This is a genomic window from Candidatus Woesearchaeota archaeon (assembly GCA_021734105.1).
Taxonomy (GTDB): domain Archaea; phylum Nanobdellota; class Nanobdellia; order Woesearchaeales; family SKGA01; genus SKGA01.
Genome location: JAIPJP010000009.1, coordinates 19,936 through 34,074, shown reverse-complemented (window position 1 = coordinate 34,074; position 14,139 = coordinate 19,936). Strand labels below are relative to the sequence as shown.

The 14,139-nt window shown below is 37.2% G+C and carries 4 protein-coding genes; all 4 read left to right on the top strand.

Annotated features, from left to right (window positions below):
* Positions 1–213 precede the first annotated feature (213 nt).
* The 4 genes from K9M74_02565 to K9M74_02550 all read left to right on the top strand — a co-directional run bounded on the left by K9M74_02565 (position 214) and on the right by K9M74_02550 (position 14,134).
* Entirely contained in the window at positions 214–5,616 is a 5,403-nt protein-coding gene (locus K9M74_02565) for a hypothetical protein (GenBank protein ID MCF7798763.1), read from the top strand.
* A 60-nt stretch (positions 5,617–5,676) separates the two neighbouring features.
* Complete coding sequence (amrB, locus tag K9M74_02560; GenBank protein ID MCF7798762.1) at positions 5,677–6,555, top strand: AmmeMemoRadiSam system protein B; 879 nt, start codon at positions 5,677–5,679, stop codon at positions 6,553–6,555.
* A gap of 187 nt (positions 6,556–6,742) precedes the next feature.
* Positions 6,743–9,994 carry a hypothetical protein gene (locus tag K9M74_02555; protein ID MCF7798761.1) on the top strand — a complete coding sequence of 1,084 codons (3,252 nt, stop codon included), beginning with the start codon at positions 6,743–6,745 and terminating at the stop codon, positions 9,992–9,994.
* Positions 9,995–10,114: 120 nt separating this feature from the next.
* Positions 10,115–14,134 carry a hypothetical protein gene (locus K9M74_02550; GenBank protein MCF7798760.1) on the top strand — a complete coding sequence of 1,340 codons (4,020 nt, stop codon included), beginning with the start codon at positions 10,115–10,117 and terminating at the stop codon, positions 14,132–14,134.
* Positions 14,135–14,139 lie beyond the last annotated feature (5 nt).

The window sequence follows — 14,139 nt, the reverse complement described above, 5'->3', positions numbered from 1 at the left end:
ATGCTTAACTTTTTTAATTAATCTATCTTTTTTCTTCATTGGAAAAACAGCCTCAATCTGTTTTTCCCTCCCACAATGCTACTTTTGGCAGTGGGAGCATATATTTCTTTCTAAAAAGTTAGAGACTTGGGACAAACCCACAAGAGCACAAACCTTTATATATGACGAATTCTGTTTTTAAGTAACATTAAGTTTAGGGAAAGGTGTGATGTTGTGAAAAAATTAGTTATGTTACTTGTTATCCTACTTATTTTTAGTTCTATGATTGGTTTGGTGCTTAGTGCTGAGGAAGTTCGGTCATATTCTTTAACCGATGAAGAATTTAATTTAGCCCGATTATTTGTTGATTTTGATCAAAAATCAGAGGTTGAATACTTAGATGCTTCAAGCCTTTCAACACACTTTCCTGATTTTTACAAGTCCATTTATAGTTATGAAAATTATTATTTGTATTATGGCGTTCTTCCAACTTTTGGATTAGTTCCATATGAACAATATTTAGAACGCGATGAAACAGACTCGCCTTATCGCGATCCTATTTCTTTTTGTGCATATGATTTGAAGTCAGATCCTACTCAGTTTAATCCTCAAAAATTTTCTTGCCCTATAAGATATACTCAAGATGGCTCTTTTGCAGATTCTTGGCTTTTTAAAACAGACGAGAAAAAACAAGATTTCAAATATCAGCTTATTCACGAACCCGCTTTAGAAAACGATGAGCAATTATTTTACGCTGATACTGGAAAGTATTTTGATCAGATTGCTTTCTTTTTAGTTGTTAATGAAGAAACTCCGTTTTCTTTAAAGTGGAAACATAATGATTATGGAAGTTATGTTATTAAAGAAATTCCGTATACTGATTTTTTAATTAAAGCAGAAGACTATTCTGATGGTTTAGACAATTGTTGTGCTCTTCGAAAAGATTTTTATGATATTATTCGATTGGCTGATGGTTGGGCGGAAAATATATCTGATGAAACTGAAGTACGTAATGATTTCACTCACATAATTCCTCAACAATTAGAAAACGCTGACGAGCTTGAATCTTTATTGCTTAAACCAGGAAATGTTTATTATTTTTCATTTATTGCCTCTGATGATAGAGATGGAGGAGAACGAGAACATACTTTAGCTTACTTGACTGATAATAGTAAAACAAGTTCATATATTTCAATGGCAAAACTTCTGACGAATGAACCGCAAGTTAGGAATTTTGTGAATTTGTATGATTACCTTTTTGCAATAGATGGTAAAACTATTTCATCAACATTCTATGATGGACATGCATATGAAGCTGTTTGCACAGGTATGGGTGGCGATTATGATGGGGATGCCGAACTTTCCTGTTGTGGTATGCTTGATACGATGGATAATTATATCGATGGTTCATCAGGTAAACGATGCGGATATAATTCCGATGTTGGCAAGTATGAATGGACGGATGGCTGGTGTGACAATTCTTTAAATGATGATGTTTTAGCTGCAAATGAAGGCGAATATGATTTCTCAGCACTAAACGGTCTTGATGGTTGTTGTGGGGATGATATAGGTTGCGTTCCTAAACACAAGTTTGATTGTCAAATGTTGTATGATGATCATGATTTTACTGTCGATGTATTAATAGAAATGGGTTGTAATAATATTTATGGTGATGCAACCGGTGAATATTTTACTGGAGATGCAGATATTTCAACTTATTGTGAAGTTTTATCATCAACAGACTGTTCTGCAAATTCTTTATGCGAAATCAATTCAGATTTATCAGATGTAGGTTATGTTTCTTTAGACGGGGAATATTTCTGTGGAAAAGATAAAGCTCCAGAAACTGAAGCCGCAGATAATGAAAATAAACTTTCGCTTTTTACAAGCGCACAATGGCACTGGTGGGATGCTGGAGCTGCAAACGTTCCATTTAAAATTCATACCACAAATGGCGTTGATTACATTAGTAATGGACAAGAATGGTTTTACTGTAATGCAACAGGAGATGTTCCTGCAAAAGGAAAAGGAACAGCAATTGCCGAAGGAGAGAACTTTTCGAGCGCAACAGATCCGGGCGAGTTAGATTGTGTTTCAGCAATTAATGAGTTAGGTCATTTCGAAACATCATTCACTGAGTGTCAAAATGATGCTGAGGGGCGTTTTTATTGTTGCCAAAATAATGGTGCTGAAGTGCGTTCTTTTAGTTTACAAGATGGCTTTTTTGATCAGGGCTCTGCGTGTAGAAGTTCTTGTTATGTGGCTGACAATCAAACCTTAGGCAATTATTTTAATAATATGGATGATTTTAACGATTTAAAAGAACAGTATTGTAAACGATATCCTTACGATTATTCTTGCAAGGAGTTAACAAAGTCATTAGATTTTGCCGATAAGAATGAGCTTGTTCCAAAAAGCCAATGCACTTTCTCTTTAGCTGCTTGTCTTTTAGACACCACACCTTTAGATGGCGCTTGTAGCGATGTTTCATTTGCACAAGATAGAGATGAAGACGGTGTTGCAGAAACTTACGTGGGGAAAACTTGCGGTGACGATATGGCGCCGGCATACTGCTCATTTGGAGAACATTTACCTTTAAATAGTCTTGCTCCTGGAGAAATTTGTTGCATAGTACCAGATACTGAACAGGCATCAGCTTGCAAACCAATTTCAAAACAGCCAAATAGAGATACTTGTATCCAAGAAGGAGGAGTTTATTTTGAAGGTGCCCAAGACTCATTATTATTTTCGGAATGTACGGGCGGTATCGCTTATGGAAAGTGTTGTATAGGAGAACGTGCGAACTGGCAATCAAAAGGAATCGCGCTTAGCAGCTCAGCAACGTCATTCACTCAATCAAATGCATTTATTTGCTACGAACAATCAAGTAATAATTACATTTCTGAATGTTGCACTGATTTTAGTGTCTGCCACAATAGTCAATCAGAATCCTTATTCTCCACTCAGAATGAACATAAGTATGGCTATTATGGTAAAGGTGGCGCATTACATACGGTTATGAATTTTGATCAAATTGCCGATAATAATTTAATCGATTATATTAGTATACAACGAGGAATTTCCTTATCAAAACCTTTCGATGTCGAGTTTAGAGAATCAAAAAATTATCGAGATGATTTTAGACGACTCAAAGACTGGTCAACGTTTGATAACCTTGAATTTGATATTGCTTATAATTTAGACAGGCTCGAAGAAATAGTATTACAAGATAACAATTCTCTTTTTTGTATTGCGGATGAGTCCTTTAGCACCTATTTAGTTAATGGCGAAGGTCTTAATCGCTGGCATCATGCAGTTGTACCACTTACAGATTTTAATTGTGCGGGTTTTAACTTTAAAGATGTTATTGCGCTAGAAATTAGAACAACCTATAATCCTGTCGCAAAGTCAAATCTTCAAGTTGCAGCAGATAGTTTTTTCTTAAGCGAAGATGGGAGTGCAGCTGATAAAAATAATACTGATAATTATTATTGTGCAGGAAACTTCGGACAATGGGTCAAAAATCTTGATGGTCCGACGGATGTAGGATTTGATGAAGATGTAGAGCTTTCTGAAAAAGGACCTTATTGGTATGCATGCGAAGCGCAAGCAAGTTTTGACTGGACAGGAAGTCGCTGTTGTGGAGATGACACCAGAGAGCGAAACGGAGCAGGAGAATATTATGTAGATAGCGAAGCAGCTTGTTTTTCTGGAGCAACTGTTTATAGCGATATGACTGTAGGCGAAGCACTCAACGATCCAAACTATAACGATTTACTTTACTTTGTTAATGCCAACGGCGATGCAGCATTCTATATTTGCAACCGCGATGGAAACGCTTATGAAGATAAATTTGTTTCTTATGCAGATTATGCAGATGATGATTCTCGTGACGAATTACTTGTAGATACAGCGTCAGAATATCTAAAAACTGATTTTGACGCCTTAGGAACACATGTATGTACGCCAGGAGGAGACTGGGTAGATGTTCGAAGCTTATCAAAATCAAGAATTATCGCAGCAAAAATGTATGATATCGCATCAGAAGAAGTTACTGAAGACAGCACAAACTTTAACATTTTTTGTGGAGACATCGCAGGACTAGAACAATCTTCAGATGGTTCTGGTGCATTAGGTTTATCTGCTGTGCAGAACAATATTAAAGATTCTTGTGTGCTCAGTTATGGTCTTTCGGCAACCAATCCAACAGACCAAGTACTCATAGGATTAGGATTAGACTCGGAAGTAACTATTAAAGAATTCATGACCCTTTTTTATCAACACGCAAAGATTTTTGACATAGAATTAGCAACAGATGATGAAACTGAGAAAGAAGCATTTAGTACTGCATGTGAGAATGTGCTTTCTGCAGATCAACGAGAAGAAGATGACTTCTTTACAGGTTGCGACTATGAAGGTTCATCAGGATTACGTTTTGCATACAACCCAGAATTTAACATACTATTCTTAGCATATACGGAAAATGGCGATTATGATTTTGATAAAGTTTTTAACAATGGCGCTTCAATTGGTTCATTCACACAAAATATTTTAGACGGTATTAAAAAATTCTTTTCAGGATGGTTTACCAAAAAAGATGATTTAGTACAAGAAACATTTAACCCCGAAGCACTCCTCTCTTTGTTTGCCGATGAAACCATTGTCTTTGATGATTTTTACTTAGAACAACGAGGAAATAAAACCCTTATTGGCCTACAAGAAACCAAAGAGAAGTTAAATAATAAGTATTACACCATAGAGTACATAAACATTAACACCTCTGTTGAGCCACTTGCTGAGCGATATTATAATGATGAAATATACGCACTGAACTATAGTTATGGCTCAAACAAAAGTATCGAACGACAAATAATTTCGTTAGTTAATCCCCAAAAAAAGTATTCCTATGAAGTTTCTTTTGATTGGAAACGACTAACAACAGCACTTGCTATTGATCCAACTATCCCCTACACCACAGGAACATATACTTCAACGCTAGGCAACGGTATTTTAGAATACGCAGAAGCATGTGATAATAATACTGATGGAAAAGAGATTTTTAAATTTGGAAACAATTCCTGCGGATTTTGGAATGCAAGTTATACAAAAGATTCAAACATGACTTGTGATCATGGGCAACTAAATAATATTAGTTGTGAGCTCAAACCAACACCTTCTACAACAGATACCGCTTGCGATGAGAATGATGATTGTGACGATTCAGATTCTTCTGCTATGCTGAGCTGCGGCATCTGTGATTCTGAAAAGGGCTGGGAATTTGTGGCAAACAAAACAAATTGTGATGATGATGAAGTTGAAGAAAGTGGTTGCGAAGCTGTTGAAACACTTATTAGCTGTGACTGGGATACGATGCCACTGCCGTGTACGCAAGCACAAGTTTGTGGAGATCAATCTCCTTTAGACCCTGAATGTATAGATGATGGTTGTGAAGAGAATTTTCCTTATTGTACTGAGTACCCGTCGGGAGCGTATGATTCAGTTTGCGATACTAACTATAGTTATTGTTCTTCAAAGTCTCTAGATGCTTGTAAAACCAATTCTTATTGCAACGCAACCGTTAATATAAGTTATGTTCCTATTGATACTGTTGATATGAGTTATAACCCTGCAGATTGAATTAATGTAAGCTTCTACGCTACGCAAGATTTATTAACTTCTTTGCTCTTAACTCATGACATGAGACAACCAATAGCAAACAAAACCCACTACGCAAACGGCGTCACCCTTCTTGATAAACAATTCGACGACATCTTTCACCATAAACTGGGTCCTGGAGCGCTTCCAGCAGGAAAACTTACTAAGCCAAAAGAAGGAAACGTGCAAGCAATTATTGTACCGCACGCATCATATGAATTAGCAGGACCTTGCGCTGCGTGGAGCTATGCAGCACTAGCAGAAGAAGGCGTTGCATCAGACCTCTACATTATTATTGGGCAAGCACAACACAGCACAAAAACAGGAACCACCATGCAAACATTTCAAATGCCTTATGGCGAGGTACGTGCAGACCAGAATTTTCTTCGAGAACTCGTTGCCAAAGGAAACATCGCGCTTAACGACGAACTACATAACGTCGAATCAGTTATAGAAGTACAACTCCCTTTCTTGCAATTCATTAACAAAGGACACGCAGAAAAAATAAAAATAGCGCCGCTTATTGTTGGACCAGAAACCAATGTTGAAGAACTCTCCGTCGATATCAAAGAAACACTTCTTGAGCAAAAAAAAACAGCGACATACATCTTTATCACTCATTTTACTAGTTATGGAAGAAAATTCCACTATGTCCCCTTTACTGAACACATTCCAGAAAACATTGCGGCAGTAGATAAAAAACTATTTAATGCACTCACTGCGTTTGACAAAGAAGGATTTTTAACAGCGGTTGATGAAACCATGGCACCAATTAGTGGTTTTCACGCGCTTCGACTTTTTTTTCAAGTTCTGCAGCCAGAAAAAATATTACTCGAACAAAACTATCTCTCAGGAGACCTTAATGACGATTATCACACCACAGTAAGTTTTGCATCGGTTGTTGTAAAGAAAAAAGAATAATACTTTTTTGTTCTAACATCAAATTGTTGTATTCTTTTTTAGGCAATAAGTTCTTTTAATTATTTACAGCCAGCACTGATACTTAGTTGTGCTTTTTACAAGGAATACACGCCTGTAGATATTCTTTAAGGTAATTTTTGAGTTTTCTTAAGTAACATTTAAAAGAACGAGAGTCTTAAATATTTTCATGCAAAAAAGAGGTCAGATAACACTTTTTGTAATTATTGGAATTCTTCTAGTCATCGTTGTAGCCATAGTTCTTTCAGCAAGAAATTTAACCGAGCAAGCAAGACTTGATGCCGAGGCAGACAATCTAATTGAAGAATTTGTACAAACAAGCGCGTTGCATCATTACGTCTCAAGTTGTCTAGATAAAGTAACCTCTGAAGGAATTGTACTTCTTAGTCAACAAGGAGGAGTTATTTATGAAAGTCAAGGGGGATTGACGCCAGATAAAACTCAAAATACTGATGCTGATCAGTCTTTTAAACAAGGAGTCCACTACTATCCTTTTACCTACACAACGCTTGAAAGAGGAAACCTAGTGGAAAAACAGTTCAATATTAGTTATGGCATTCGAGATTATGCCGACTGCCCAATAGCCTTACCACCAAGACCTATTAACTTATCAAACGAAGAAACAAGTTATTACCCTATCAAAGATACTTTTTTTACAGCCTACACGACTCGCTACGCAAATAATTTCTTTGACTCATTACCAGGATGCAATCTGCTCTCCAGAGAAATAAGCTGGAGTGGTTTTTTAGGAAAAAACAACATGCCGCCCCTTTGCTCATATGATGGGCCAAACAAAAATACACTTGTTTGTAATTCGCTTTACGGCTTTGACTCCATGGCGAAAAATAATTCTTTGGAGCGACAATTACAAACATTTGTCGAATACGAACTTCCTGTTTGTGTTAATTTTACGATGTACGAAAATATTTTAGGAAGCAACATTACTGTTATTGACGAACCTAATGTTTCTATATATTTTCAACAACCAAGAGGCATGCAAGTTATAGCAAGCTATCCTTTTATTGTGCGTGTTCAAGGAAAAGAACCTATTATTAGACAATTTGATTTTCAAAAAAAATTTTCTATTAACATTAACGAATTTTACAATTTTATATATATTCTTGTGAAAAACATGGTGAGGAATCCTTATTTTGATGTTCGAGAAGAGTGGGATAATCCAGATTTTAATCCTTTTTACTATCCTTTTTATGATGTTAACGTGTTACCTTCAGAACTTGACTGCGATATAGAAGGAAGCGTTTGCCTTGATCAAGTCTTACGCGTCACGGACACCTCATCGCAAGTTCTAGGAAAACCATTAACATTTAATTTTGCAATACAACAACGAAAACCAGCACTAGACTATTTACACTGGCCAAGAACACCACCAACTATTATTAATGAGAACGTTGTTAATTTTCAACATCAAATAGGTGATAGAGTAACGATTCCCATAGATTTTATCGACCCGGACGGTAGTGAAGTAACTGTACAACTAACTGGTTGGAAAGCAGACGCAAACGATATGTTTAACGAGACCTGTTGCGACGAATTAGATGATGGTTGCGCGCTTGCTAACCATTGGCAATGTGTTGTTCGAGACAACGATCCTCCCGAAGACTTTGTTAATCAATGGAAAGACTTTAACGCAGAAGCAACTTCTCAAACATGGTATGATACGACCGATGAAGATATAGGACTACACAATGTAACCGTAATTGTTACAGACGCGCACGGTCTTAAAGATTTCCAAATAGTGCGCATACTTGTTTTTGACTTACCCGTTGCTGTTCTAGAACTAAGAAATCTTTTTGATGATATTAATAATTCATATGCGTCCATAGAAGATCCTTATATTTTGAATGCCTCAAATTCACAACCAGCATTATTACGTGATGATGATAGTTTAGTTTATACCTTTATTGATAATAAAGACGGAAAAATAATAACTACTTCGAATAATGTATTGTCTTTGCCCATTCAAGAGGATATCACTATTCACAATGTCACCGCGGTTTGGTTCTCCGCAGAAAATTTTTCAGGAAATGTAATCGAAAAAAGACAGGTGAGTTTGGCAGTATCACAAGAAGGGCTTACAAGCGATCCAGATGTTAAAACTATACACTTAGCAGCATGTTTGCCACATGGTTATAAAGGAACGATAAGCAATGAGGCTATTTCCAAAAATGATTATGAATCATTGCCTTACCCATATTATTCAGGAGAAGAATATCAAGCATCCCACGTATGCTGCGTTGTAGAAAACCCTCTGTCGCAAGATAATATACCTTCTGGGGGGTTACGAGGTGGCGATTATGCAGACTCGTCAATGGTATGCTATGAAAAAGATTTTAAGATTACCTATCCTTACCAAGACTATACTTTACTCCAAACAGCAATCTTAGATAAGGACAAAACAGTTGTTGATGTGAACAAGACTAGTTATGGCAATAAATTCTTAGCAGATGCTTATGGAGGAAAAGATTTTACACACTCACCATCGGATATTTCTTTTAGTGATAATCGTATGAATAATTTTTTTAGCGTGAACTTTAAACAATTTTGTAGTGCGCAACGAGGAAACACGTGCGGTGGAACTATTAATACCGAGTGGATTGAAACCGAGTGCACTGATTTCACCCCCGCTTTAGAAAATCAATTTGCGCGATGCGCAGGACCATCAATCGTTGGTTTTAACAAGGAAGAAGAGAATCTTGTTTGCAGGGATTATTCTTCAACAACTTTTGAAAAACAACTTTATGATTCGTTTAATGACGATTCTGAACTCGAACCTGCATTCAAAGAATTTTATGACAAAAAGTATGATAAAGATGTATTTGAGTATATTCAAAAAGGTTATTGCGCAGGACCACAAGGAGGAAACCTTCAAGATAACGGCGTTATTGCGCCGCAGCCATCCGCAGGAGATTTTAGTTGTATGGGTGTTTGTAAGAGTGGAGCGTGTGGTTTAAGCGATCTTTCTGCCTGCACGTGTGATGGAAATCCAGTTTGTAAGGACTTTACTGCAGCTGATTTTGTTACTGATCAGGGTAGTTTACAAGACTATCGGTGTGTTGAGAATACAGCTTGTCTTTCCAATTGTCAAATTGCGCCACAAAATAGTCAGGCAGCGTGCGAGTGTCGAAACGGAATTTATATGGCTGGAAATTGTTGCGAAACAGGATCCTCAAATATTTTCATTATACCTGATGGCACACGTGCATGTTTTCAAGGAGAGGTGCTAGAAGAAAATAATTTAGTCCAGACGCCATATGGCGAGGCGCTTCTTTGTGGGAACTCACTTCTTTTTTGTGATGACTATTTGGGACCGTACAATACTTACGTGCAAACAGTTACGACAAGCACTACTAAAAAATATTGCTCACATACATGCCTGCCTTCAACAAGAGAATGGGACTAATCTACCTTTTTTATTCTTTTTTAAGCGATGATAGGGGTCTGTTACAAATGGTATTCGCTGCAAAAGGTTTATAAAGAAAGCACTTCCTATTAGCATTAATACAACATGAGGGTGTTTGTGGTGAAAAAAATACGTTATGTAATCGTTCTAGTCATTATTTTCTTAACAGCAATGGCTGTAGTTTTAGCAGAAGAGGAAACATATCCTCATAGCTGTTGCTTAACACCTTTTGCAGCCATACCATTAAACCCAGATGCAACCGCAGATGATTGCGCAGGAGGTCAATTATGGCAAGAACAATGCTATTCGGGGGTCAAAACAGCCCCCTTGTTTAACGATTCACTTACACAAACTCGTTGTTGTTGCAACGGAATTCAGGCAGCATTTAGTAAAGAAGCAGGCGATGCAGAAAAAAACCTTTCGGATGTTCTTGTTGCTTATTGCAAAGGACGGGATTACGAAAGCAAACCCTTAGCACCATATGCATCATGTAGTAATGCTTGTAGTTCAGCTAGTTCTTTGACACCTGCACATGTAGCGGGCTATGTCTTTGAAAATAGTTCTTCTGATGGACTTACAGATATTAAAGTCACACTTCAATTCGAACCAACAGGAACATATGAAACAACCACAACAAACGGCTATTACAATTTTACTGAGGATTTACCTGTAGGTATTGCAGATATCACGCTTACCACGCCAAGCGATCATGCTTTTTTTGATTGTGACCCAAGTACTACACAGGACGTGTTTTTAAGAGCAGGAAATCAAGAATATAATTTTACGTTAACGTGCACACAAAAAGAAGGAGCTTGCATTCCAGACTGGATTATTGGCGAATGGAGTGATTGCTTTTTGTATGCAGGTAATTATTTTAAAACAAGAGAAATTCATGATAGAAATAATTGCAGCCTCCCACTTCCTAACACGACATCACAACTATGTGCTGATCAGCCAAACAATTACGGCGTTTGTAACGACGGGACATTAGATATGGGGGAACAATGCGATATTACTGGAGATTCTTCTCGATTTTTATTAGCAAATGGAACCACAAAAATATTTTCTTCTTCTGTTTCTTGTCAAGACGTTTTTGGAACAGACGTATATGCACAAGGAACTATGGGTTGCACCGAGTTTTGTACGTATGATATAGCTGATTGTAATCCTGCATGCACAGGCACGTGCGATTCAACATTAAAATGTGATTGTACTAATTTGTGTGACCAAACAGAAGCTGGAAGAGCAATCTGTGATACTACTTGCGACACAACAAAACCACAGTTCCTCTCAAATCAAAGCGACTACAGTAGCGATGGTAATGTATATGGCCTATATTCAAATTTACAAAAGGAAAATTTAGAAAACGCGCCTTTATTTCCTGGAGTTGCTTACCAACTCGGATCAAAAGATGTTACTTTGACATGGGATTATGAACAAGGCTGCGAAACAAACATCGTAGGATTTATTATTCAAGGCTGCAAAAAAGATGGCAACCAGAACAAATGCAGCTCACAAACACTTCAAGAAAAAATAATATTTTCACCAACACAGCATACAGGCACATTAAACAATTTTCTTATAGATGATACGTCGTATTGCTACAACGTATGCGCATTAACTAAAGGAAATGAACGAATATGTGCTTATGATTCTAACAACTTGCCTTGTTTTAGTTCAGGAGATAAAGAATGCAGAGATCCATACCGACCACTAGGCGCAAATTGTAAACCTTTTAGCGACGATTCAACAAATGCGGTTCCCGTACAATGCAGCAAAGGAGGCGAATATAAAACAGAACAATATGGCATTCTTACCAATCTTAGCTTAGAACGAGTCGAGGAGTGTTTATCCTCGGAGGTTTGTGTTGAAACCATTGATGAGCCAGGAGCAAAATGTTTACCTGTTACTGACTGTGATCGATGCAACGGGCTTTTTGGACTGTATGCAAATTTCGATTTAGATATCACTACTGATGATGAGCGAACGATATCTTGCAGCGCATTACAATATTATGGAGCAGCAACGCGTGAACGAGATAAAGTGCTCGGTTTATCAAAGGATATAGGTCAATGCTACAAAGACAGAACACTTTACACACAACCAATGTATAAACAATGTGAAAGTGTTGTGAGCTGTTATGACTATGATGGAGAAGGCGCATGCTTAAATGATCCTTGCATGAACTTTCAAGGGGAAGGACTAGGATGTGAATGGACTCCTTACAACGAAGAACTCGGCATAGGCGTTTGTAGTCCCCTAGAAGATGAAGCCGTAGTTTGTGGACTTTGCGATGCAGAATCACCACTAGGTTTTTGCACAGAAACGATGTGCGAAGTAACTTATGGAAAACTTGACGAAAACAATAACTCGCTTTGTTATTACAACGAAGAAAAAAATACTTTGGATTCAAAGCTTACTAATGTTTTAGAACGAAAGGGCACTCCACTTGTACCAACTTGTGTGCATAAAAACGATGTCGGATGCGCTTTTTATGACACCAAAACAGATTGCATAGGTGAGACTGGGCAAAATGCATCGTATAATATTAGCTATGATGTTGCTGATGATCCTTCAAGTGACACAACAGCTGCAAAACCAATTGCTGGAACTAATACGCAACTTAGTGCGAGTCAAGATTATTTTGGCTTTGGTACCTGTGTTTGGGACGACACCAACAATGTCTGTATAAAAAACACTAATAATTATTTTTTTCATAAATCGAACAAGGATAAACAAGAAGATTGTCTAGAAATATCTAACTCAAACAAAAATTTGCAATGCCTTACGGATAATGAACCGCCAAACACAACTATTTTATGGAAACCAGGCGATAAGCCTACCTACGGTCCTCTTGAATTAGTTAATCTTGCTGTTACCGTTTCTGATGCATCATTTCAGCCTTCAAAACTAACAACCCTTTTTGCAATATATGAAGATACATTTAGTTATCCCAACTATACTCTCCAAGACTTAAAATCAGATGATGCTGCAGTATTACGAAACAGTATCACTGCGGACGCAAACTACACTGTTGCTTATTTCTCTTTTGATCCTGCGGATAATAGGGAATTTGTACAAACAAAAAATATACATGTTGATATGACTGCACCACAACCAACTATTACAACAGAATTTATTTACGAAGAACTCAAGCCGGATGTCTATGTCACTACGCTCAACGCGGGAATAGAGGTTAGTGAACAAGCACATTGTGCATTCTCTCTTTACAACGATCAAAATTTATATACGCGCACGCAACCAGCAAATGATAAAGAATTATTTGCTATGGAGAAAATGGTTTTAACATATAATTACCTTCGTGACGGCCAATACTATTTACACGGTTATTGTGAGGATGAGTTTGGCAACGTTAAAGAACATACAGAAACAATTAAAGTGCAAGGAGATCAAAGTGTTACAGACACAGAACCAATGGGTAATGTATTTGGTGTTACTGAAGTTGATAATATACTGTTTAGTTTAACAACAGCGAATCCAGCAAATTGTAACGTATCAAAAAAAGAATTTAGTTCTTCAATATCGGGGGATGAGATGAAAAGAAGCGATGATAGTTTAACACACTCACTTCGTTATGCAGCTGTTTCAGATTTCTCCATTGACAACGGCACACACACCTATTTTGTTCGTTGTAGTTTTGATGCGCCACTTTCAAAAACGGTGGAAAATGATCCGGCAGACACTATAAGTTTTACTATTGATGGTGTTCCACCAACATCTGCTTTACTTATTAATAGAGGAAATGATAATTTTGAAACATACAGAACAACAGGTGAAGAATGGAGTACTAGCAAACACTTCAGAATAAACTGCTCAGATGATACAGGTATGCCTTTAGGCAGTGCAGGATGTGAAGAAATACATTATTGTTTCTCGCGAATTCTTAATACCACTGCAACCCCAGAAACGTTAAGTGACTTTTGTTCTGTGAAAACGTTTACTGGCGAGTATAAAGACATTATCATTGATGGAAGTAGCGACGATTTAACAACATACGGACAAAAATACATTTACTTTTACGCCGAAGATAAGAAAGGAAACGTAGAATCAACTATTCATCGTGAACATCTCCACATTCGAAACACTGTCTTTGATGAACCTGAAATTTTAATCGTCTAAAAAAA

Coding starts and splice junctions, on each gene's coding strand:
- K9M74_02555 (MCF7798761.1), top strand. CDS start 6,743: ATGCAAAAAAGAGGTCAGATAACACTTTTTGTAATTATTGGAATTCTT.
- amrB (MCF7798762.1), top strand. CDS start 5,677: ATGAGACAACCAATAGCAAACAAAACCCACTACGCAAACGGCGTCACC.